This window comes from Paraburkholderia phenazinium, from assembly GCF_900100735.1.
Classification (GTDB): Bacteria; Pseudomonadota; Gammaproteobacteria; order Burkholderiales; family Burkholderiaceae; genus Paraburkholderia; species Paraburkholderia phenazinia.
On the sequence record NZ_FNCJ01000003.1, the window covers coordinates 487,649 to 510,270 of the forward strand.

The following is a 22,622-nucleotide window of genomic DNA, read 5'->3' on the forward strand; positions in this document are numbered from 1 at the left end:
GTGCCCGTTTTTCATTGGGGCCTGTGCATCCCGCCGCCCGCGCGTGGCACACTATCAGCGTTATCCGTGAGGTGGCCCATCATGGAACGCATCTTCCTCAACCGCGCGGCTGCCGGCCGCGCGCTCGCCCAGCATCTGCAGGCCTATGCGCAGCGGCCCGACGTGATCGTGCTCGCACTGCCACGCGGCGGGGTCCCGGTCGGTTTCGAAGTCGCCACGGCGCTCAACGCACCGCTCGACGTGCTGATGGTACGCAAGCTCGGCGTGCCATGGCAAACGGAACTGGCCATGGGCGCGATCGCCTCCGGCGGCGCACTGCATGTCGACCGACGGCTCATGCGCGAAGCCGGCGTTAGCGAGGCGCAGTTCGAATCCGTACTGGCGGACGCCCAGCGCGAACTCGCTCGGCGCGAAGCGTTATACCGCGAGCACCAGCCGGCGGCTGACGTGGCTGGCCGAACTGCGATTGTGGTCGACGACGGCATGGCGACCGGCGCCACCCTGCTCGCCGCGCTACGCGCCTTGCGTGGCTTGGGCGAGCGCGCTCCGGCGAAGCTCGTCGCCGCACTCCCGGTGGCGCCGGCGGATGCCGAAGACCGTCTCGGCGATGCCGCCGACGAGTTCGTCTGTGCGCTCACGCCACCGGTGTTCTTCAGCGTCGGTCAGTTCTACCTGGATTTCGGCGAGACCACCGACGATGACGTGCGGGCCCTGCTCGGCGCCGCTTTCATGCCGCCGCGGCCGTGAGATGCAGCGGCAGATAGGCCTGCAGATACTCTTCGAACTCGGCCTGCACCTCCGGATGGCGCAGCGCGAATTCGACGGTCGCCTTCAGATAGCCGAGCTTGCTGCCGCAATCGAAACGCGTGCCGAAGTAGCGGTAGGCCAGCACCTGCTCCTCGGCGAGCAGCGACTGCACCGCGTCGGTCAACTGCAGTTCGCCGCCCGCGCCCGGTTTCAGCGCGCGGATATGCTTGAAGATGGTCGGCATCAGCACGTAACGGCCCACCACACCGAGGTTCGACGGCGCCTTGTCCGGCGCCGGCTTCTCGACGATACCCGAGAGCTTGATCACGTCTTCTTCCCACTCGCGGCCGTCGACCACACCGTAGGACCGGCTATCCTCGCGCGCGATGGTCTCCACGCCGATCACCGAGCTGTGATAGTGGTTGAACACGTCGACCAGTTGCTTCATCACGGGCTGCGTGCTGTGTAGCAGGTCGTCGGCGAGGATCACAGCGAACGGGCTGTCGCCCACCAGTTTCTCCGCGCACAGCACGGCGTGGCCGAGACCCAGCGCCGTGGCCTGGCGGACATAGAAACAGTCGACGTTGGCCGGTTTGATGCCGCGCACCAGTTCCAGCAATTGCTCCTTGCCGCGTGCCTCGAGTTCGGCCTCGATCTCGTACGACTTGTCGAAATGATCTTCAATGGCGCGCTTGCTGCGGCCGGTCACGAAGATCATCTCGGTGATGCCGGCCGCAATGGCCTCTTCAACGGCGTACTGGATCAGCGGCTTGTCGACGATGGGCAGCATCTCCTTGGGACTGGCCTTGGTGGCCGGCAAGAACCGGGTCCCGAGACCTGCCACAGGAAACACGGCTTTGGTGACTTTCAGCATGGTATGCGTTCCCACATCGGTTGATGAATGTATGCGATTCGCCAGATAAGCGCCGACTGGATTTCATCGAAAGCGTCGTTGAAATCTAATTCACGTTTCGACAAAATTAAAGTTACTGGCGCGAAAAAATATTGGCCTGGATAAATTATTGGTGACACTTGACGACACAGGAAACAATTACGCCAATAATGGCCAGGTTGTCGTAATTTTTACGGACTCGCAGCCGTCCGGAATGCCACTTAGGATGCCGCACTACACGGCGCCCTCTTCGTTTTCGTCGACCGGCGGCAATTTGCCTGGCTTCATGCGCAAGCGGCCGATCGGCTCGTTGCGGAGCGCCTCGCGGTAAGCCGACGCGGCGACAAGGATCAGGAGCACGGCGATGCCGGCGAGCAGATGCAGGTTCATGACTCCACCTCTGGGCAGAAGAATCAGAGCCTCAAATTATCATGAAAAAATCCACAAATAATTCGCACATAAAATCGCCATACGTTTAATTACAAATCGAAATATATTCGATTTGATTGCACGTTTTCCAGCGATTTTTTTATGCATTTTTTGCGTCCGTGCTGCTCTACGATGTGCATGCGGCGGCAGGCGCGTATTGTCCTCATGGCGCGCTCGCGGCAGCACACTCCCCCTAAGTAAAGGACCGCGCATGAGCGATTCAGCATTCGATGCCGGCGGCGCATCCCTGCCCGCTTCCACCTCTGTCCCGGCCCGCCCGCGGCACGACGCGCGCGTGGACAGCGCCGGCAAGGAGCACGTGATCGATGCGATGCGCGGTTTCGCTGCCCTGCTGGTCGCCTATTTTCACTGCCGCCAGGTCGCCTGGATCGGCATGGAGAGTTTTCACCAGAGTGTCGGCCATGCGTTGAGCTTGAGCACGATCGCGGCTTACCTGACCTTTCCCATCGCATGGGGGTCGGCCGGCGTGCCGATTTTCTTCGTCATCAGCGGGTATTGCATTCATCGCGGCGGCGCCTTGAAGCTCGCGCAAAATCCCAACTACCAGCTGGATACGCTCAATTTCTGGGCGCGCCGCTTTGCGCGCATCTATCCGGTGCTGCTCGCCGCGCTACTGCTGACCTGCGCACTCGACTGGATCAGCTTCCAGTTGCCGCCCGTCAATCACAAGCTGCGCGAGATCGGCCTGCATGCGTTCCTCGTCAACCTGTTCTCGCTGCAAGGGGTGGCAGGCAAGACATATGGATCGAACGGCGCACTGTGGACCCTGTCGCTCGAGGTGCAGTTCTATGCGATCTATCCGTTGCTGTTCGCGCTACGGCGCCGGCTCGGCATGACGCCGGTGCTGGCGCTGGTGGCGCTCGTCAATATCGCTTCGGCCTACGCGCTGGAGCGGCACGATGTTCAGTTCTTCACCTCGTACTGGTTCTCCTGGACGCTCGGCGCGTGGATCGCGGATGCGCGGGTTCAAACGAGCGCTGCCGGACACGCGCGGCCAGCTCCCAACTGGCTTTATGCCGCGGCGGCGGCGCTGATTGCGCTGGGCTGCGTGGCCTTCCATTTCGGCCAGTACGGCGCTTTCCAGTTCTGGGCGCTCGGCTTCGCTGTGTACCTCTACAAGGCGCTCGAACGGCCGCGGGCAGTTCAGACGCCTGCCTCGTCCATTTCACCGATTGCGCGTGTGCTGTCGCGTTTCGGCGATTTCAGCTTTTCGCTCTACCTGATCCATCTGCCGATTTTCGTGCTGCTATCGTCGTTGCTGTATCGCTCGGCGCTGCAGTCGTCGATCTGGCCGTCGTTCGGCTTCATGCTGGTGGCTGTGCCGGTTGCCTACGTGTTCTACCGGCTGGTCGAGCTGCCGGCGATGAAGTGGTCCGCAAGCCTCAAGCCGAGGAATCGCGCGGCTACTCGTGCAGCGCGGGCGTAAGAGCGGTTGCAGCCTCACGCGCCTCCCGCCAAACCCAACACCGCAAGCAAACTATTGTCAGCAAACGTTCGAGCGCTAGCCGTGCGCTGATAAAAAGGCGAAAGGGTCGCAGTTGTCTGAACCGCGACCCTTTCGCTTACCACACCTCACTCACGTTCCTGCCTTCAGGCCGTACCATGCCCGGTGCCTATGCAGCGCTCGCTCCCTGTTGCCGCCCAACCACGTCCTTCAGAATGCGCTCGACGCCTTCGACATACGTCTTCGTGCCAAACCGGCTCAGCGCCGTCTGATAGCCATTCCTGACGAGCCGTTCGCGCAGCGCGGTATCGCTGCGCAGCTCGGCCAGCGCGTCGGCGAGTGCGTGTGCATCGCCTGGCGTGCACAACACGCCGTTGACGCCATCCTCGACGATTTCCAGCACGCCGCCGGCTCGCGCCGCGACTACCGGACGCTGCGCCAGCATCCCTTCGACGATCACCCGGCCAAACGGCTCCGGCGTAATCGAGGTATGCGCGATGGCATCGACCGCACACATGCAAGCGGCGATATCGTGCTGAAAGCCCAGAAAATGCACCCGCTCACCGAGTCCGTGCCGCGCGACAAACGCACGCAATTCCACTTCGTACGGGTCTTCGCCGAACAGCGGCGCGCCCACCAGCACCGCGTGCATGTGCGGATTGAGAACCATCGCTTCGAGCAGCACGTGCTGGCCTTTCCAGCGCGCGAGGCGGCTGAACGAGCCGACGAGGAAGGCGTCCTGCGGCAATTTCAGGCGGGCGCGCAGCGTCGCTGCCGGCACCTCGCGCAGCGCATCGAACGGGCTCGCTGAAATGCCGTTGAAAACCACGTCGATGCGTTTTTTATCGAAGCCGGTCAGTTCGGCAAAAGCGCGCGCCGATGCGGCCGAATTGGCGATCACATGAGCGAGACCGAGCTTCGCGCACCATTTGATGATGCGCAGTTGCTTGCCGCCGAAATGCTCAGGGCTCACGATATCGCGCAAGTGCCACACTACGGGGCGCCGTGCGAAGCGTCCCGCGAGCGCGCCGATCACCATCGCGCGCTGGGTGTTCGCATAGATCACGTCGGCGTGTCGAGCACGGGCCACGGTGGCCCGCACCAGCGCGGCCACACCCTTGAGCGCCTGGCCGAGCGGCGGCGTGCCGCCCTGCTTGCGCACCTCGCGCAGCGCACCGGAGTCGAGCACGCGCACGTTCACACCGGCCGTATCGAGCGCCGTGCGAAACGGGCCGTCGTCGAACAGCACCACTTCGATGCGCGCGCGCAGCGCCTTGACGATTTCGAGCAGCGACAGTTCCGCGCCGCCGAGCACGCCGCTCTGGTCGAGCGCCAGCACGCGCGGCGCCTTGACGGCTCCTTTAGCCTCGGCGGGCGGCGCCACATACGGTTCGTAAGCCGGCAACGAGGCACCCTGCAAGGCCGGCACGGCGGCCCGCACATGCGCGAAGAAGCGCTCGCGGAAATGCGCGGCCGAGAAGCGCTCGGCGTTGGCGCGGCAATCGGCGGCGGAAAAACGGCTCGCGTGAGTATCGAAATCCTCGACCGCGGCGATGATCGACTCGGCGCGCTGTTCCTCGAAGAACATCCCGGTGGGACGCGGGCCCGACAGATCGCGCACCGTCTCGAGCGCCCCGCCCTTGCCGTAAGCGATCACGGGCGTGCCGCAGGCCTGCGCCTCGACCACCGAGATGCCGAAATCCTCTTCTGCTGCGAACACGAACGCCTTGGCGCGCTGCATCTTGTCCTGCAGCACCTTGAACGGCTGGTAGCCCATGATCTCGACATTCGGCGCCGCCCTGGCGCGAATCTTCTGCATGTCGGGACCGTCGCCGATCACCACCAGACGCCGCTCTGGCATCCGCGCAAACGCTTCGACGATCAAGTCGATCTTCTTGTACGGCACCATCCGCGACGCGGTCAGATAGAAGTCTTCCTTCTGCTCGTGCAGCACGAAGGCCTCGACGTCCACCGGCGGGAAAATCACATGCGCCTCGCGCTGATAGACCTTCCTGATGCGCCGGGCAATGAATTGCGAGTTGGCGACAAAGGTGTCGACCGAGTTCGAGGTGCGGATATCCCAGTTGCGCATGTAGTGAAGAATCAAGCGCGCCAGCGCGGACTTCGGCCCGGCGGTCAGCTTCGACTGTTGCAGATACTGGTGTTGCAGATCCCACGCATAACGGATCGGCGAATGCACATAGCTGATATGCACCTGGTCGGGCCCGGTCAGCACGCCCTTGGCGACCGCGTGACTGCTCGAAATCACCACGTCGTAGGCCGATACGTCGAGTTGTTCGATGGCAATCGGCATCAGAGGTAAATACGTGCGGTACTTGCTGCGAGCCTTGGGCAGCTTCTGGATAAACGACGTGGTCACCGGCTTGCCGCGCAGAAAGCTGCGGTCGTCGAGAAAATCGACCACGCTGAACAGGTCCGCATCCGGAAAGCACGCAACGATCTGCTCGAGCACCTTCTCGGCGCCCGCATAGGTCACGAGCCAGTCGTGCACGATCGCCACCCGCACGTTCTTGTCCACGCGCGGCGCCTGCCGGGGCGGCGCGTGCGGTGCGGGCAGCGTGGTGAGTTCGGCCAGCGCGCTGCGCTGGCTGGGCCGCAATACGGCTTCATCAAGGACATCCTGGTTCATGCGCTCTTCCTCGGATTCAGTCGCAACAGCAGCGAACGCGCAAGATCGCGCAAAGCGGGCGTCATCGTGATCGACCACGCCACATTGGCGGCCACCACCACCGCGCCGGCAGCGATCGCCAGCGAAAGACTGGGCAGGAAACTGGCCAGCCACAGGCTCACCAGCAGAAACGCGAGATGCGCGAGCATGTCGAGCGCAATCGGCCGGGCGCGAATCGCCGACAGCCATAGCAGCACGCCGTAGTCGAACAGCGCGCGGCCCGCAACGGCCACGGCCGCACCGGTCAGCCCGAAGTACTTGATACCGAACCACAGCGCGGCGGCAAAGAGCGGCAACTCGAACAGGCCGACGCGCGCGGCCACCGCCGGGTTGACCTGAGACTGGATCATGATGCGGGTCACATTGGCCTGACCGACGAGCCACACGGAGACGATCAGGATGCGGCCTACGGGTGCTGCGACGGTGGCGATCTCGTTGCCTACCCATAGATGCAGGAACGGTCCAAGCACGAACATCGCCACCAGCGCCACCGGCGTGAACGCGCCATTGAGAAACTCGAGCGATTGCTGCGTGATCAGGTCCGCATGATCGCGGCCCACCGCGGACAGCCGGGGAAACAGCGTGCGCACGAGAGCCGTGGGCACGATATTCAGGCGCGTGACGAGGTTCTGCGGCACCGTGTAGAACGTCACAAAGCGTGCGCCGAGGCCGGTGCCGAGAAATACCTTGTCGAGCGAATCGGCGACCATGGTGGTGATGCTCGCAATCAGCATCCAGCCGCCGAAGTTGAAGAGCCCCTTGGCGACGCCGAGCTGCGGCGGCAGGATGCGCCGCAGATTCAGCACCTTGAGCGCAGAACGTCCCAACAGCCCCGCCGCGATCAGCCGTGCCACCACCGCCGCCGCCAGTACATTCTGCAAGCTCGGCCCCATCAGCCACGCCGCGGCCAGCGGCAGCAACTGGAAAATGAAGGTGCCGATGGTCTGATTGGTGTTGTAGACGCCAAAGCGCTCGGCGCCGTTGATCGCCCCGGCGAACACCCACGAGACGTTGGCAATCGGAATCGCAACCGCCAGCCACGGCAGCGCCATGTAAACCTCATGCTGCAATTCCGGTGACACTTTGGTGAAATACGCGGTGTAAAGAAAGGCGCCGAAATAAATAATCAGTCCGCCGACCACACCCGTTACCAGATTCAGCCAGGCCGCACTCCAGAACACGCGGGCGCTTTCATCCGCATCGTTCGAGGCGAGCGCCTTCGAGATATGGTTTTGCGCAGCCATGCTCATGCCGAGATCGAGAATCGAGAAATAGCCGATCAGGGTCCATACGAGGGCAATCACGCCATAGCGTTCGACGCCCAGCAGCCGGATATAGGACGGCACCGTGACGAGCGAAACGAAGGTCGGCAGCACCAATCCGAAGAAATTGATGGCTACGTTCTTGAGAATGCCTTTGTCCATCGGATGCCTTTTGATTCAGAAGTGCGGGCTGCTGCGCGCGTCGCGATGCACGGACGATCCTTCACACCGTACGCGGCGCAGCGCCGTTGAGTCTGCTTCGAGTAAAGCACGTAAAAAATGCGCACCGTCCGTCATAAATCGACAGAAAAATAATTCGCATCACGATGCATGTCGCAATGCAACGCAACGCGCAGTGGCAAGGCGAAGCCGGGTGTTCACACGCCGGTCATGGCGACGCACACGCCATGACACACGCCATCCCCTCAAGCCGGTTTCCAGCGGTACATCATCACCTTGCCGCGCGCGTCCTCTTCCACGAACACGAGGTATTCACCGTTGCTGCGCCGGTATGCGCTCACGCCGTTGGGCACGTCCACCCAGCCCGACGCCTTGCCGACCTCCGCTCCGGGCCGGATCACGCCGACTTCCTTGCCGCTGTCCTTGTCGAGCACATGCACGGCCCCGACCGGTTCGACCGCGAACACGTACTGGCCTTCCACGGTAAGGCCGATGATGGTTTGGACCGGCTTGGCCTGAGGCTGCCACGGCAGCGTGATCGCGTAGCGCTGCACCGGCTTGCCGCTCGACCAGTTGTCGTAGCGCACCAGCACGCGGCCGACCTCCTTCCAGAAACCACGGTCGACCGGCGCCTCAGCCGTATAACCGGTCACATAGAGCGAGTCGGTTTCCGGCACATAGATGGCGCGGCGCAGTTCCGTGAACGGCTGCGGCATCGGGTAGGTGGCCATGTCCTCGTACGAGTAGAGCGGATTGCCCTTCGCGTCGAGGCCGCCGAAATGCAGGCGGTGGATGCCCTTGGTGTCGCTCGTGCGCCAGATGTCGCCGGCGCTGTCGACCCACCAGCCCCAGCCGCCCGCGAGCTTGGTGCCGGTTGTGTTGGGCGTGAATTCGTCGCTCGTGAATTTGCCGTCGCCGCGCGTGTCGCGCCAGATCCAGTCGCCGCCCGGCGGCGCGTCGGGCACACCCGCGACCGGCCGCTCGCGGCCCGCGATGAAGCCCGAGGGGATGGCGGTTTCGCCATCATGTGCGGCATCGAAGCGATAGATCTTCAGATGGTCCGCGTACATGTCCGTCAGATAGAGGAACGTGTGCCCCTTCAACTGACGGGCGATCGGCAAGCCCGGCCATTGGTCGGTGTGGAACACCGGATCGTCCGGATACCTGAAGCGGTTAGACAGGAAGCCTACATATTTCCAGTCCTGTCCCGGCGGCTTCGTCAGGTCCAGGTCGAAGCGCTTGTTGCCGGTGTAGACGCTGTCGGGGCGCGCTGGATCGACCCAGGCGCCATCGACGAACAACAGCCCCTGTACCTGCCAGAGTTGCCGGCCGTCGGGCGCATAGCTTTCCAGCGTGGCGCCAAGTCCCGCACCGAGCGGCGCGTAACGCGGGCCGATGCCGTTGGTGGCGACGTAGACGTTGCCGCGCGCGTCGACGCCTACGCCGGTCAAGCCATTAAAACGCTGCGGCCCCGGCCGTCCCGCGACGCCTGAGAAGATGCCGCCGCGCTCGCCGAGCGTGCCCGATTCGGCATAGCGTCCTTCGTTCTTGCTGAAAAACAGCACCTGCTGGCGTGGGCCGTTGTCGGCGACCAGCACCTTGCCATGGGCATCGACTGCAACATCGACTGGCACCGCATCCGCCGGCAGCGGCAGCGTATCGGCCAGCAACTGGCCGCTCGCCGAATAGTGCGCGATGCGCGGCGCGGGATCCGTGAGCGAGCCGGTGATCACCCATAGCGTGCCGTCGCCCGCCAGCGCGATGTGCCCCGGTTCATGCACGGTCCATGTCGCTTTGCGTTGCATCGATTCGGCGTCGTACACCTCGATCCGGTTTTGCGTGCTGTTCGCGGCATACAGCGTCGTATCGCTGGCAGCGAGACCGTCGATGTCGGCACGGGTGCCGGTGGGCACCTCGTTCATCATCAGAAAGCCCGCGGCGAGCTGGGCGTGCGGATCGACTGCGGTATTTCCCCCACTGCCCGCATTTGCAGTATTGGCCGCATTAGCCGTATTGGCCGGCGGCTGGAACAGCGCACTGAGTTTCGGGTCTTCGATCTTGCGGCGCGAAATGCCGAACCACTGCTTGCCCTTTTGCGGCCAGATGCCCTGGCCGACCAGATGGCCCTTCTCGTTGCCCACCGAAACGGCCATGTACACGTAGTGGTGATTCAGCGCAATCGCGTTGCCGCCGCCGGTGCCCCAGCCATGCGTGCCGCCCGCGAAGACGAGCATCTTGCCGTTCTGATAGGTACTGGCTTCGGCGCCGCTCTCGTCCCATGGCGCGTTGGTGTAGACCTTGCCGTCGGGGGCGACCGCGATCGCAGTGATATTGATCTGGGTCCACGTGCCGTCGCCGAAGCCGAAGGTATTGCCGATCCATGAGGTCTTCGCGTTCAACACGGTTTCGGCCGAGGCAGCGCAGGCTACGACGAGACAAAGCGTTGCGGCGAGCGGCTTCGCGAAGCTAAAACGGGGCAAGGTGTTTCTCCAGTCAAGGCCGTGCGGCGGCGAGAGCGGCGCGCACGGGCGGGCGAAGTCCAATGAAATGATGGCCGGAGCGGCACAGGCAATGCGAATCGACGGTACGGCGCACGGCGCGGGTAGCGCATGCCGGGACGGCACGTACAGGCGTCCACGTCCGGCAGCGTTCAGCAGGTCGCACCGGGTGACTACCGGGTGACATTACGCGGGAAATCCGCCGCGATGAAAATCGAAAATAATTCAAAAATATTCACCGATAAAAGCACGTATATATATTTAATTTAAAAATATTCGGGGCTTGGCTGTTGCACTGCCGCCGTTCGGCGACATCCCTGGGTTACCCGCTCGCGCGGCCTTCTGCCGTGTGCCTGCTCGCTCGCATTCTGGCGACGGCGCGACTTCCGGAATTAATTTTCGGGGGCTGTTTCGTCCCGCGCTATTTGTTCATTTCATTCGCGTTTTTTCATCAATTTCTTTTCCCTAGAATGCATTCCACTGCCGTTGCGGCCGCCACGCAAAGCGGATGTGGTCCAGCGACGCACGCCATGCCCCTGCCGCAAACGAGTTCGCTCGACGGCCCACCCGATGCCCACCATGGACGGTTCATGACAGCTAGTGCCCTACCTGCCTCGCCTTCCCATTCGCGCCGTATCGTGCAGCTCGACGGCCTGCGCGCGATCGCCGTGCTGGCGGTCTTCGCACAGCATGCGTTGAAGGCGCCGCTGTGGATGGGCGTCGATCTGTTCTTCGTTTTGAGCGGTTTTCTGATCACCGGCATTCTGCTGGAACGCAAGGCGCGGCAGCAGTCGTACTTTGGCTATTTCTACGCGCGCCGGGCCCGCCGCATCCTGCCGCCGTATCTGCTGTTGATGGCGGTCTCCTCGCTGCTGTTCGGCTTTGGCTGGGCGAAGCATTGGGAGTGGTATGCGTTCTTCGCCACCAATATCGGCGATGCGCTCGGCCAGAGCGGCCATGACAGCCTGAACGTGCTGTGGTCGCTGGCCGTCGAGGAGCAGTTCTACATCTTCTGGCCGTTCGTCATCCTGCTGCTGCCCGAGCGCGCGCTGGCATGGGTCGCCGCCGCGCTGATCGTCGCCGTGCCGGTGCTGCGCGCCGTGGCGACGCCGTGGTTCGATACCTACTGGCCGATCTACTACCTCACGCCGTTCCGCATGGATCTGCTGGCGGCAGGCGCGCTGCTCGCCGTTGCGGTGCGCCGCAATCCGCAAGCGTTGCAGCCATTCAGGCCGCTCGCCGTGCTCGGATTTTTCGCGGCACTGGCTGCGCTGGCGTGGCTGCATCTGCACTATCCGCGCTTTCGCGCCGAAAACACGCCGCTCTCCAACGCCGGCCTTTACAGCATTTCGCTGGTGCTGTGCACCTCGATCGTGGTGATCGCCCTGCAAAGCAAGGGCATCGTCAAGCGGCTGCTGTGCAATCCGGTGCTGGTCTATATCGGCACCATCAGCTACACGATCTATCTGATTCACCTGAGCGTGCTGTATACATTGTGGCCGTTGCATATGAACCGTGTCGTGACTGCCGCGCTGGCGCTCGCGATTACGCTGGCCTATGCAAGCCTGACCTGGTTCGCCTTCGAGAAGCGCCTGATCCACGGGCCGACGATGCGGGCGGCTCGCACTGGCCCCTCGGCAAGTGGTTCGATGGGCAGTGCGTCGGCCGCACCGCAGTCGCGCGCATGAAGATCGCCAATGGACTGCGCGGCGCCGGCGGCGTCCTCTTGCTGATGACAGCTTGCGCATCAGCGCGTGCCGACGCACTGCCCGTGCAAGGCGTGCAGCGCGCCCAGAGCGCGCCGGCCCTGCGTGCGCAGCAAGCCGCGCCTCAAGCGAAGGTGCTCGTCGAAGCCTACGGCGACTCGACCACCCTCGGCATTTCCTGCAGCGAGGGTCATTGCAGCCCGCGCCCGCAAAACGCGGTGGCCTATCTGCAAGATGCGCTGCATGGCGCCTACGGCGAGCGTGTCAGCGTGGTCAATCTCGGTGTAGGTGGCACGATGGCCTACCAGTTGCGCGACGGTACCGATCGCGCCCGCGGCCTGCCATGGGCACAAAAGCTTGCCGCATCGGATGCGCAGATCGTCACGATCAACTACGGCATCAACGAAGTGATGCACAACCAGACGCCCGAGCAGTTTTACGAGGCCGAGACGGCGCTCGTAAAAACCGCGCTCGCGCTTGGCAAAGAGCCGGTGCTGCAGACCTCGAACCCGATGCCCGACGCTCGCCTCAACGCCCGTCTCGCCGCGATGGTGGCCATGACGCGCCGGGTGGCCGCCGAACAGCATGTGCCGCTCGTCGACCAGTACGCCTATATCGGCGCGCTGCCGGACTGGCGGGCCATGATGTCCGATGGCGCGCATCCGAAGCCCGAGTTGTACCGGCTAAAGGCCGCGCAGGACTTTAGCGTGGTCGACCCGCTCGTGCAGCGGCTGCTGGCGGGTTCGTCGTAGGCACACGCAGGTTTTCCCCTTCTCTCCTGAACGTCTTTTTTCTTACCGTTACCCAAGGCAACCTATGAGCAACCCACGCAAAGCGATCATCACCGGCGTATCGGGCCAGGACGGCGCGTATCTGGCGAAACTGCTGCTCGATAAGGGCTACCAGGTGACCGGCACGTATCGTCGCACCAGTTCCGTCAATTTCTGGCGCATGAACGAGCTCGGCATTGCCGGGAATCCGAATCTGCGGCTGGTCGAACACGACCTGACCGACTTTGGTTCCACCTTGCGACTGCTGGAGGGCGCGCAGGCCGACGAGCTTTATAACCTCGCCGCGCAGAGCTTTGTGGGGGTGTCGTTCGATCAGCCGGTTACCACGGCCGAAGTGACCGGGATCGGGGCTTTGAACTTGCTTGAAGGGATCCGGATTCTGAGTCCCAAGACGCGCTATTACCAGGCTTCGACCTCGGAGATGTTCGGCAAGGTGCAGGCTGTGCCGCAGCGCGAGGACACGCCGTTCTATCCGCGCAGCCCGTACGGCGTGGCCAAGCTGTTTGCGCACTGGACCACCATCAATTACCGCGAGTCGTATGGGATCTTTGCCAGTAGCGGGATTCTGTTCAACCACGAATCGCCGCTGCGGGGGCGCGAGTTCGTCACGCGCAAGATCACCGATACGGTCGCCAAGATCAAGCTCGGCAAGCAGGATGCGCTGGAGCTCGGCAATATGGACGCCAAGCGGGACTGGGGCTTCGCGCTCGAGTACGTCGAGGGTATGTGGCGCATGCTGCAGGTCGATGAACCGGATACGTTTGTGCTCGCAACCAATCGTACCGAGACCGTGCGCGATTTTGTGCGCATGGCGTTTGCAGCGGCCGGGTATCAGCTTGAGTTCTCGGGTAAGGAGCAGCGCGAGATCGGGATCGATGTTGCCACTGGCAAGACGCTTGTGCGGGTGAATTCGAAGTTCTACCGGCCGGCTGAGGTGGACCTGCTGATCGGTTGCGCCGACAAGGCTAAGGAGAAGCTCGGGTGGGAGCCGCAGACGCGGCTCGAGCAACTGTGCAAGATGATGGTGGCCGCGGATCTTGCGCGGAATCAGGAGCATGAGACGTTTTAATGGCTTTTGGATCGCGTGCGGCGCCCGTTGTTTTGAAGCGGGCGCGGCGCGTGACTGCGAGTTGGCCTCCAGTAACCACCATCTCCCGCAGTCTCATCAAGATCTGGTTCACACTTCTTCGCCCCTATCTGATCTTTCATATCAAGTTGGCCATCTATTTTGAAAAAGTGTGATGCTGTGCCAACAGTCTGCCTTTTAAAATAATAGACATACTTCAAGCCAACTTCTCTTTCGTTTGCGAAGGGCGCATGACCTCGCCCCCTCCAGAAAGACCGCCTTTACGCCGTCCTGAGGAAGCAGACGCGGCGGTCTAGCCGCGCCCAGTTCGACATCCGCGGCGAGTGCCGCATACAGTCCGCGCGCCGCGGCCGATCGATCCAATGTTCGTCGGGCGCGCGTTGTAGCTCAGTGAACCTCTCCGGCAGCGATCGCTTCGCTATACACGGCGGCCACCCGCTTCGCAATCACCGAATTGTCGAAGTTGGCTCGCGCGTAGGCGCGGCAGGCATCGGCGTCAGGCAGTTTCAAAGAGCCATCGAGCGCAGCCCCCAGTCCTTCCGCTATCGCTGCCGCGCCCGTGGCCGGCAGCACCAGATCGGGCGACAGCCCCGCCACGGCTTCGGGCAAGCCACCCACCGGCGTCACCAGCACCGGTGTGCCCGAGGCTAGCGATTCCACCGTAATGAGCCCGAACCCTTCCAGCGCCACCGTCGGCACCACGCTGATCGTCGCCGCTCGGTACAGCGCAGCAAGATGCTGATCGGGCACGAACCCGAGCAGCTTCACATTGTCGTCGAGTCCGGCTTCGCTGATGCGTGCCTGCAGTTCCTCCTGCAAGCGGCCCTTGCCAGCGATCAGCAGCAATACATCCGGCACGCGCTTCTTGAGCAGCTTCACCGCATCGATCAGGTCCTCCAGCCCCATGCGCCGCACCAGACGCCGCACCGCCAGCACAATCGGGCGGCCCTGCGGCAGTTGCAACTTCAGGCGCGCCTCGGCCGGAGTAATCGGCAGGTTGAATTGATCGACGTTCACGCAGCCCGGCACCACCCGCACCCGCTCCGGCGAGATGCCATAGCGCGAGGTGAGGATCTTGCCGAACGCATCCGACAGCACGATCAGACGCGACGAGCGTGCATACACCGACTGTTCCAGATAACGCTTGGCGCGCTGGCCAAACGAGTCCGCGCCTTCGACATGGCTTTCGTCCGCCCACGGCCCCTGGAAATGCGAAACCTGCGGGATGCCGCGCGTCACGTCGAGACCGGGAAACGTGTACAGCGCGAAATGCGAGGAGATCACATCCGGGCGCTGCCGTGTGATCTCGCGGCGCAGCGCCCGGCGGGCCGCCATCAGGCGCAGCGGCAACGATTGCGCCGCCGAGCCGAAGCCCTGAATCGCACCGTCCGTGTCCTCCGCGACACGCGGCGAACCGGCCACCACGCCGCGCACCGCGACCCCTGCCCCCGGCAACGCGCCCACCAGCGAGTAGTACATGCGGTCGAGCCCCCCTGCACGCTCCGGGAACCAGTGCATGCCGATTTGCAACGATTTGATTGAGCCGGTGTTCATAGCGGTGTTCCTTGCGTGGCGTGTAAGTTCGGTTGCTGTGGCGAGCGCGTTCATCATTCGACCGCCCTGTATTCAGTTGCGCTGTATTCAATCCCCTTGTGACCGGCCAGCACGTTCGCACCGAGCGGTTCGCTGTCGGTCGTGACCGCGGCCGTCGCGCCTGCGCGCCGGCGGTCTTCCTGTTGTCCAGCCAGTTGCCGGTACAGCGCAATGTATTGCGCCGCCATCCTCGCCCAGCCGAAGCCGGTCGCCAGTTCGTTGGCGGCCACGCCCATGGCGCGGCGCGCTTCGCCGGAGGACGCGAGCCTGGCGATCGCGCCGGCGAGCGCCTGCGGATCGTCCGGATCGTCGAGGACGATGCCGCATTCCGGGGTAATGATCTCGGCGCCCCCTGCCGTGCGTGCTGTGACGACCGGCAAGCCCGCGGCCATCGCTTCGAGCAGCGACAGGCTCATCGCTTCGTAGCGTGACGGAAACACGAAGGCATCGACCGAGTGCATCAGCACCGGCATCTCTTTCACCAGCCCGAGGAAATGCACGCGATCGGCAATACCAAGCGTGCGCGCCTGCTCGGGATACGGACTGCCAGGCAAATACCCCGCCACCGCGATATGCACGTTATCGGGCAAATGGCGCAACGCCTCCAGCACCGTGCCGAGGTTCTTGCGCGGCGTGCGCAGATCGCCTACGAACAGCAACAGGAACGCATCGGCGGGCAAGTTGAACTTCGCGCGGTCACCCTGAGCCGCCGCGAAGCCCTGGGTATCCACGCCGTTATAGATCACGTCGACGCGGTTGCGTGGCGTGAGACCAATCGCGCGGATCTCGTCGGCCACCTTCTGCGAGACTGCCGTAATCACGCGCGAACGCCGGTATGCCCAGCCCTCGAGCGATGCGTTGGCCCGCGTATAGACGAACTGATAGGCCGACCACAGGCCCTTGGTCAGCCCGAACGGGTAGTACTTGCTGCCGAACCAGCCGCTATGCACGAAGTGCGCGGTGTTGACGTCGGCGGGCATCCAGGTAATGAAGCCGTTCACATGCAGCACGTCGTACTCGCTGCGATGCGTGCGCAGCCATAGTGCGCTCTTGAGCGCAAAGACCTGCTGGCGCAGCAGGTTGGTCGGCCACCAGCGGCCGATTTTCATCGGCACCCAGCGCACGTTCGGATGCGCAAGGAGTTCGGGAGCGACGTGCGATGCGACGAGCGTGACGGCAATATTCTCGTCGAGGGCCGCGCGGGCGATTTCGTGGTTGACGCGTCCCTGGCCGTCGTTATGGCGCACCACATGCGTGACAATGACGACTCTCAATCAGGTGCCTCCGTGCAGAAAAAGCTCTCGGCGGCGTTGTTGCTTTTGCCAGTGCACCGCCGAGAGGATCGAAAAAAGACTCATGAAAAGCAGCAGTCCGCCTGTGCCCACCAGCGAATTGGTGAACACCAGCATCGTGAAGATCGCCAGTCCCAGGCTGACCGAGGCGGAGACGAATTTGTCGTCGCGCATCTTGAACGAGGCCAGCACCGCGCGGACCATCAGCCACAGAATGCCGGACAGGTACAGCAGCGTGCCCGGCCAGCCGAGCACGAACGGAATGTTCATCACGCCGCTATCGAAGTTGCCGTACTGGCCGAGCTGGCCGCCGTCGTTCGACAGCTTGGTAGACGTGCCGGTCGCGCCCATCCCTTCGCCGGAGACGTCGGTAAACGCGGTCTTCGCGAAGGTCGCGTAGAACTGGTTGCGCGCGGCATAGCTCTGATCGTCCTTGAGGTTGACGATACTGTTCAGGCGCGTCTGCATCCGCTCGGCCACCGGCCCCACCGCCAGCAGCGGGACGCACAGACCCGCGAGCAGGATGGCGCTGCCGACAATGCGCAGCCGCACACGGTTGTTCGATTTGACCAACTGGATCAGCAAGGCGACGACCCAGCCACCCCACGTCGAGCGCACAAGGCTCAGTCCGAACGAGAAGAAACCCAGCACGGCGGCGATCCAGCGCACGCGGTGATTCGCGGCCATCACGTAGACCATCGCCCCCATCATTGCAAACGCAAACGGCCCCGACGAGTTCATCGTGCTGAAGACGCGCACGCCCATCGGCACCGGGTCGCCCTGCGAGTTCATCTGCGAGCCGAGCATCCAGAGCGCATCCCACGGCGGCATGATGGCGAACTGCACCAGCCCGTAGGCGCCCATCACCAGCATGCCCCAGATGAAGGTGTTGACGATGGTGTCGCGATACGCCGGATAGTCGCGCGTATTCGCCATGATGTGAAAGCCGATCAGGATCGGATAGAGCCAGTTACAAAGGTCGTAGGTGGCCGCGAGCGGCCCGCTCGACGCCACGCCGACCATGAACGCGTACGCCAGCCCCGCCAGAATCAGCAGCACCGGCAAGCCGCGCCGTTGCGCGAGCACCGGGTAATGGCGGATCAGCGACAGGCCGCTGATCATCGTTACCGCCAGCGGGGCAATCTGGATCAGGCTGGTGGGCGTGAAGGCGCCCTTCGACCAGTCGGCCAGACGCCGCACTTCCGGGCTCAGGAACCATAGCCACCACATGAAGCCCACATAGCGTGCCGGGCTCTTGAAGTACAGCCACAGGCCCGTCATGGTGGCGAGCACCGGAAAGGCGAGCGTCAGCACCGAGCCCTGATGCGCCGCCACCAGCAAAGCGGTGACGAGCCACAGGAGCGCGGGCGGCCCCCACTCCAGCGGGTCGCTGTTGAGGCGGCGAACGGCGCCGCTCGCGACGCTTCGCGCGATTGTCGACATCGGTTAGAGACCTCCGCGGGTCTGGCTGTGGGGGCTGACCTCGGCACGCGCTTCAGCGCGCAACTCGGTGCGCGGCTCAGCTCGCGCTTCGCCCGGCGTCGCCGCACGTGCCTGCGGCGCAGCGCGGCGGCGCAGCAGTTCCTCGGTAATCCGCACGTGCTGCAAGGCGAAGTGACGCGTCGTCAGATCGCGTGAGACCAGTTGTTCAGCGGCCGCCTGCGCCTGGCGCAACGCTTCGTGCGGCGCGCCGACCAGCCGGTCGACTGCTGCGCGCAGGGTTGGTGCGTCGAACGGCGGCACATACGAGGCTGCCCGATACGAGAAGTAATCGGTAAGCGTGCCGACATCCGTCACGACCATCGGCTTGCCGAGCGCCGCCGCTTCGAGCATCACCGTGATGCCGGAGGCGTGCGAGTTCGGCCGCAGCGGCACCAGTACGAGGTCGGCCCAGTCGTACAGCTCACGCGCCTTCTTCAGCCCCGCTGCCGGCGCGATCTCGACATTCGGAGCCCGCAGCTGCGCCGGAATCCGCCGACGCGTCGCCAGCCTGACGGTATAGCGCGGGTCGTTGCCGAACGCCTTGATAAGCGTCTCCCAGTCGCGATCGCGGTCGTTGCCGATCGCGGCGATCCGCACCGGTGTATGCGCTTGCCACTCTTGCGGCGACTGCACCGGGAAGTCGCCGGTGTTCAGGCCGTAGTAGACATGGGTCGCCTTGCGGTCGAGGTAGCGCTGGCACAGTTCGGCGTTTTCGCTTGCCAGCGTGGTCAGCACGTCGGCCCGCGCAATCAGCTTGCGATACAGCCAGCGCCGCAGCATCCCGTAGCTGGGCCACTTGTCGAGCAGCCAGACGCTCTGCGCGAGCAACAGCGGCGGCGCCGTGCGACGGCCGTTCAGCAGCAGCACCAGCGCGACCGACAGGTACTCGTGTTCGGTGTGCGTCCAGATCACGTCCGAGCGCAGGATCTCGTCGCGGTTGCGCAGCGTATGGATCAGGTCGAAGCCGAGCAGCGCCTTCAGGCCGCGCCGCAGCAGACGCACCGGTGCGTTTTCGCGGGTGTCCTGCGAATAGGTCAGCGCGAACTCTTCGGACTCCGCATGGTGGTAGCCGTACAGGCACCCAATGTTCTCGCCCTTGCGATAGAAGCGCGGATCGGCGCCGTAAAACAGGTGCACGTGGACTTTCGTCGTCATTCAGGCACTCCGGTCTGCGGGGTGACGCGGTTTATAAATGGCTGCATGGCGGTGCATCAGGGCTACGCAAGCGCGCTCCGCCGACACGCCGGCATGCGTCACGAGGTTGCCGCACGGCGCGCTTCGTGGGCGCCGGTACGCACCGCGCGCCAGCGCGAGAGCCGCAAGCGGCCCTGCTTCGACGTCAGTGCCAGCAGCGCATGCGCGAAGCCGGGATAGACCCGCGTGCCGACCAGCGTGTACCACCACCAGGCCGCTTCGCGCCGCAGCGGCGGCAGATGGTCGCGCAGGATCAGGTGCAGGTTGTAGGCGGCGTTGCGCACCGCCATCATGGTCTGCGCGTCGCGCCGGTCGTCGTCGAAGCGCTCGGCCGGGTAATGGTCGACCGCCACGCGCGGGTCGTAGACGAGCTTCCAGCCCGCGTTCTTCACGCTCATGCTGAACGCCATGTCGTTGTGGACCTGGGCGCCGGCGCCGCGCAGCCGTGCGTCGAAGCGGATTCGTTGGATCGCCTCGCGCCGGTAGCTCATGTTGGCGCCTTTGAGCAGATCGACTTCGCGGGCGCCGCCCACGCCCAGGTGGTGATTGCCGATGATCTTGCCCGACGGCCTCACCTTGCCGACCAGCGGCCGTGCGCCGTCCAGCACGCGGCCCTTCTCGTGCACCCAGTCACGGCCGCCGAGGGCGCCCAGACGCGGATCGCTCTCGAAGGCGGCAGCAATCCGCTCGACCCAGTCGGGCCGTGGCGCGGCATCGTCGTCGGTGATCGCGATCACGTCGCCGTGCGCCGCGTCGAGGCCGCGGTTGAGCGCGGCCACCTGCCCCGGCTTCTCGACCAGCGCCACGGAGAGCGGCAACGCGCCTTTGACCGCCGGATCGCGCAGGCAGACGTGCGTCGCAGCGTCGTCGGGGCGGGCGACGACGACCACTTCATCGGGGACGCGCGACTGCCGTTGCAAGGCTTCAAGGCAGCGCGTCAGGTCGGCCGGGCGGCGAAAGGTGGGAACCAGTACAGTTACTTTCATCGCGTCATGCTCCTTGTCGGGTCGTGGCTGCTTTCATGGATGCAGCAGCCGGCTCGGGATTAGGCACTCAGGTATTCCTGCACGGCGGCATAGCCGCGGTCGTAGCCGCCGCGCGCACGTTGCGGGATAGCGTTGAAAATGCCGCCCTGCACGTGTACGCCGGCCGCCTTAAGGCGCTTCAGTGAGTCGGCGATTTCCGCTTCGCTATGCACACCTGAGCGAATCACGAAGAACGTCGAACCGGCATAGCCGCCGATAATCGACGCGTCGGTCACGGCCAGCACCGGCGGCGTATCGATCAGGATCACGTCGTAGCGCTTGGCCAGACCTTCGAGGTACTGCGGCAGGCGCGGCGACATCAGCAGCTCCGACGGATTCGGCGGACGCTGGCCACAGGAGACGAAGCTCAAGCCCTCGATGTCGGTGGGACGAATCGCTTCTTCGAGCGAGATCTGCCCGCTCAGCAGTTCGGACAGGCCGTTATCCTGCGCGCCGCCCACGTAGCGCTCGAGCGCGCCGCGCCGCATGTCGCCGTCGATCATCAGCACCCGCTTACCCGAATGCGCCAGCAGGACCGCCAGGTTGACCGTCAGGAAGCTCTTGCCGACCCCGGGCATCGGCCCGGTCAGCATGACGATGCGGTTCTTCGCATCCATCATCGTGAACTGCATCGAGGTGCGCAGACTGCGCAGGCTTTCGATGCAGACGTCCTTCGGCCGCGCATCGGCCAGCACCGAACTCAGGCGGTTGCCGCCCCGCTCGAAGGCGTTTTCCAGCGCCGCCTGTTCGGACGAGAGCGGCACCAGCCCGAAGATCGGCAGATGAAACATGCGTTCGACACGTTCTGGATCGTCGATGCCCTTGAACATATTGCGGCGCAGGAACACAAAGCCGGTACCGGCGATCAGGCCCAGAATCACTGCCGCCGAGAGGATCAGCACCTTCTTCGGCTTGACCGGCGTACCGGGGCGCAGCGCGAGGTCGACGATATGCACGTTGCCGCCCGTGCCGACCCGTTGCACCGACAACTCCTGAATCCGGTTGAGCAGCAGCACGTAGATGTCTTCGGCCACCTTGGCGTCGCGCTGCAACTGCACAGCCTTCACTTCGGTAGCCGGCAGATCGCGGAAGCGGTCGCTGTACTTGTCACGCTGCGCTTCGAGTTCACTCATCTGCTCGCGGGCGGCCTTGATGAGCGGATGCTCGTCGCCATAGCGCTCTTCGAGCGAGGCGATCTGCAGGCGCTGCGCCGAGATCTGCTGCTCGTACTGGACGCTACCTTCCAGATAGACCTTCGCTTCGTCGCTCGCATTGATCGAGCCCGACTGGCGCTGATAAGCGGTAAGCGCGGCTTCCGCCCGTTCGAGGTCGCTCTTCAGGCGCGGCTCCTCGGTCTTGAGGAATTCGAGCATCTTGGTCGCGTCGGTCTGCTTGGCGGCTATATGCTGTTGCAGATACGACTCCGCCAGCGCGTTGGCGACCAGCGCCGCGTGCGCGGGGTCCTTGTCTTCCAGCGAGATTTCGATCACGCCGGTCTGCTTGCCCTGCTCCTCGACCTTGATCGCCGACTGGAACGCCGTAATGGCGTCCAGTTCGTTGGCGCGCATCACCGTGAATTGCGTGCCCGGTCGCGCTACCAGCTTGTTGACGAGAATCGTCACGCCGCCGCCCTGCTCGGTCTGGCCCGTCGCGCCGCGCAACAGCAGCGTGCCGTCCGGCGCGCGCAGCTCATAGCTCGTGTCGGAGAGCGCGGTCAGCACCATTTTCTGACCTTCGAGCGCCGGGCTCACCTCGACGGAATCGACGTCGGCCTCTTCGCCGCCCCATGCGTAGCTGGTGAGGCCCAGCCACGGCCGCGCCGGCACGCCGGGCGTGGCGAGGCGCGCCGCGAGGCTGCCCAGCAGCGGGATGGTCTTCGGCTCGACGCTGAAGTCGAGCTTGCACTGCTTGACCACCGGCCCCACCACGCCGCGGCTCTTGATGATCTCGATCTCGGCGTCGGTGGGCAGCGAAGTCTGGCCGCTGGAAATCACCGCGCCTGTCTGCGTTTGCGTGAGCGCTTGCGAGGTGTTGTCGGACTCCTCCACGCGCACGTAGGCATCGGCCGAGTAGATCGGCTTGGCGATGAAACAGTAGAGCCCGGCAATCGCGACGATCGTCACCGCGATGGCAATCAGCCACCAGATGTCGTCGAGAATCACCTGCAGCAGTTGACCGAGGACGACGTCCTCTTCTTCGGTCTTGGCCGTCATGGCCAGATGCGGATTCAGTTGAGTGCTCACAATTCGATCCCGGTTGGGTCGCCTCGGGCCCGGCGCCGCGCACTCTC

16 protein-coding genes are annotated in these 22,622 nt (G+C 64.0%); 5 read left to right on the top strand and 11 right to left on the bottom strand.

The window, feature by feature from the left end:
* Positions 1–81: 81 nt before the first annotated feature.
* Positions 82–747, top strand: a complete 666-nt coding sequence (locus BLQ92_RS09305; RefSeq protein ID WP_090683641.1) for a phosphoribosyltransferase — start codon at positions 82–84, stop codon at positions 745–747.
* Here the strand turns inward: BLQ92_RS09305 and galU are convergent.
* Entirely contained in the window at positions 728–1,621 is an 894-nt protein-coding gene (gene galU / locus BLQ92_RS09310) for a UTP--glucose-1-phosphate uridylyltransferase GalU (protein ID WP_090683643.1), read from the bottom strand. The genes BLQ92_RS09305 and galU overlap by 20 nt on opposite strands.
* A gap of 252 nt (positions 1,622–1,873) precedes the next feature.
* Positions 1,874–2,029: a hypothetical protein gene (locus BLQ92_RS39905; protein ID WP_175772249.1), complete on the bottom strand. Its 156-nt coding sequence runs from the start codon at positions 2,027–2,029 to the stop codon at positions 1,874–1,876.
* 250 nt (positions 2,030–2,279) lie between these two features.
* Here BLQ92_RS39905 and BLQ92_RS09315 point away from each other — a divergent pair, with 250 nt between their 5' ends.
* Positions 2,280–3,515: an acyltransferase family protein gene (locus tag BLQ92_RS09315; protein WP_090683645.1), complete on the top strand. Its 1,236-nt coding sequence runs from the start codon at positions 2,280–2,282 to the stop codon at positions 3,513–3,515.
* 187 nt (positions 3,516–3,702) lie between these two features.
* Here the strand turns inward: BLQ92_RS09315 and BLQ92_RS09320 are convergent, their stop codons facing one another.
* From BLQ92_RS09320 to BLQ92_RS09330, 3 genes are all read right to left on the bottom strand, one after another.
* Positions 3,703–6,183, bottom strand: coding sequence for a glycosyltransferase family 4 protein (locus BLQ92_RS09320; protein ID WP_090683647.1), 2,481 nt, complete (start codon positions 6,181–6,183; stop codon positions 3,703–3,705).
* On the bottom strand, positions 6,180–7,646 hold the full coding sequence (locus BLQ92_RS09325; protein ID WP_090683648.1) for an oligosaccharide flippase family protein: 1,467 nt from the start codon (positions 7,644–7,646) through the stop codon (positions 6,180–6,182). The genes BLQ92_RS09320 and BLQ92_RS09325 overlap by 4 nt, the downstream gene beginning before the upstream one ends.
* A 263-nt stretch (positions 7,647–7,909) precedes the next feature.
* Positions 7,910–10,144 (bottom strand): NHL repeat-containing protein, encoded by a 2,235-nt coding sequence (locus BLQ92_RS09330; protein WP_244106169.1) that lies wholly within the window; start codon positions 10,142–10,144, stop codon positions 7,910–7,912.
* A 608-nt stretch (positions 10,145–10,752) separates the two neighbouring features.
* On the opposite strand from BLQ92_RS09330, the gene BLQ92_RS09335 reads away from it, so the two are divergent.
* The 3 genes from BLQ92_RS09335 to gmd all read left to right on the top strand — a co-directional run bounded on the left by BLQ92_RS09335 (position 10,753) and on the right by gmd (position 13,728).
* Positions 10,753–11,850: an acyltransferase family protein gene (locus tag BLQ92_RS09335; protein ID WP_090683652.1), complete on the top strand. Its 1,098-nt coding sequence runs from the start codon at positions 10,753–10,755 to the stop codon at positions 11,848–11,850.
* A complete protein-coding gene (locus BLQ92_RS09340) occupies positions 11,847–12,620 on the top strand; it encodes an SGNH/GDSL hydrolase family protein (RefSeq protein ID WP_244106170.1) in 774 nt (257 codons plus the stop codon). Before BLQ92_RS09335 ends, BLQ92_RS09340 begins: the two co-directional genes overlap by 4 nt.
* A gap of 64 nt (positions 12,621–12,684) precedes the next feature.
* Positions 12,685–13,728 carry a GDP-mannose 4,6-dehydratase gene (gene gmd / locus BLQ92_RS09345; protein ID WP_090683654.1) on the top strand — a complete coding sequence of 348 codons (1,044 nt, stop codon included), beginning with the start codon at positions 12,685–12,687 and terminating at the stop codon, positions 13,726–13,728.
* Between the two features lie 405 nt (positions 13,729–14,133).
* On the opposite strand, the gene BLQ92_RS09350 is transcribed toward gmd, so the two are convergent.
* The 6 genes from BLQ92_RS09350 to BLQ92_RS09375 all read right to left on the bottom strand — a co-directional run bounded on the left by BLQ92_RS09350 (position 14,134) and on the right by BLQ92_RS09375 (position 22,545).
* Positions 14,134–15,300 (bottom strand): glycosyltransferase family 4 protein, encoded by a 1,167-nt coding sequence (locus tag BLQ92_RS09350; RefSeq protein WP_090683655.1) that lies wholly within the window; start codon positions 15,298–15,300, stop codon positions 14,134–14,136.
* Between the two features lie 53 nt (positions 15,301–15,353).
* A complete protein-coding gene (locus BLQ92_RS09355; protein WP_090683657.1) occupies positions 15,354–16,613 on the bottom strand; it encodes a glycosyltransferase family 4 protein in 1,260 nt (419 codons plus the stop codon).
* Complete coding sequence (locus BLQ92_RS09360; protein WP_090683659.1) at positions 16,614–18,074, bottom strand: glucose-6-phosphate isomerase; 1,461 nt, start codon at positions 18,072–18,074, stop codon at positions 16,614–16,616.
* 3 nt (positions 18,075–18,077) lie between these two features.
* Positions 18,078–19,268 (bottom strand): glycosyltransferase family 4 protein, encoded by a 1,191-nt coding sequence (locus BLQ92_RS09365; protein ID WP_090683660.1) that lies wholly within the window; start codon positions 19,266–19,268, stop codon positions 18,078–18,080.
* A 98-nt stretch (positions 19,269–19,366) separates the two neighbouring features.
* On the bottom strand, positions 19,367–20,293 hold the full coding sequence (locus tag BLQ92_RS09370; protein WP_090683662.1) for a glycosyltransferase family 2 protein: 927 nt from the start codon (positions 20,291–20,293) through the stop codon (positions 19,367–19,369).
* 59 nt (positions 20,294–20,352) lie between these two features.
* The gene (locus BLQ92_RS09375) at positions 20,353–22,545 is read right to left on the bottom strand and encodes a polysaccharide biosynthesis tyrosine autokinase (protein ID WP_090683664.1); all 2,193 of its coding nucleotides are present in this window, start codon (positions 22,543–22,545) and stop codon (positions 20,353–20,355) included.
* Positions 22,546–22,622 lie beyond the last annotated feature (77 nt).

Excerpts from the sequence above, each read along its gene's own strand:
- BLQ92_RS09360 (WP_090683659.1), bottom strand. The coding sequence starts at position 18,074 with ATGTCGACAATCGCGCGAAGCGTCGCGAGCGGCGCCGTTCGCCGCCTC.
- BLQ92_RS09365 (WP_090683660.1), bottom strand. The coding sequence starts at position 19,268 with ATGACGACGAAAGTCCACGTGCACCTGTTTTACGGCGCCGATCCGCGC.
- BLQ92_RS09375 (WP_090683664.1), bottom strand. The coding sequence starts at position 22,545 with ATGACGGCCAAGACCGAAGAAGAGGACGTCGTCCTCGGTCAACTGCTG.
- BLQ92_RS39905 (WP_175772249.1), bottom strand. The coding sequence starts at position 2,029 with ATGAACCTGCATCTGCTCGCCGGCATCGCCGTGCTCCTGATCCTTGTC.
- BLQ92_RS09305 (WP_090683641.1), top strand. The coding sequence starts at position 82 with ATGGAACGCATCTTCCTCAACCGCGCGGCTGCCGGCCGCGCGCTCGCC.
- BLQ92_RS09370 (WP_090683662.1), bottom strand. The coding sequence starts at position 20,293 with ATGAAAGTAACTGTACTGGTTCCCACCTTTCGCCGCCCGGCCGACCTG.
- BLQ92_RS09315 (WP_090683645.1), top strand. The coding sequence starts at position 2,280 with ATGAGCGATTCAGCATTCGATGCCGGCGGCGCATCCCTGCCCGCTTCC.
- galU (WP_090683643.1), bottom strand. The coding sequence starts at position 1,621 with ATGCTGAAAGTCACCAAAGCCGTGTTTCCTGTGGCAGGTCTCGGGACC.
- BLQ92_RS09335 (WP_090683652.1), top strand. The coding sequence starts at position 10,753 with ATGACAGCTAGTGCCCTACCTGCCTCGCCTTCCCATTCGCGCCGTATC.
- BLQ92_RS09325 (WP_090683648.1), bottom strand. The coding sequence starts at position 7,646 with ATGGACAAAGGCATTCTCAAGAACGTAGCCATCAATTTCTTCGGATTG.
- gmd (WP_090683654.1), top strand. The coding sequence starts at position 12,685 with ATGAGCAACCCACGCAAAGCGATCATCACCGGCGTATCGGGCCAGGAC.
- BLQ92_RS09350 (WP_090683655.1), bottom strand. The coding sequence starts at position 15,300 with ATGAACACCGGCTCAATCAAATCGTTGCAAATCGGCATGCACTGGTTC.
- BLQ92_RS09340 (WP_244106170.1), top strand. The coding sequence starts at position 11,847 with ATGAAGATCGCCAATGGACTGCGCGGCGCCGGCGGCGTCCTCTTGCTG.
- BLQ92_RS09320 (WP_090683647.1), bottom strand. The coding sequence starts at position 6,183 with ATGAACCAGGATGTCCTTGATGAAGCCGTATTGCGGCCCAGCCAGCGC.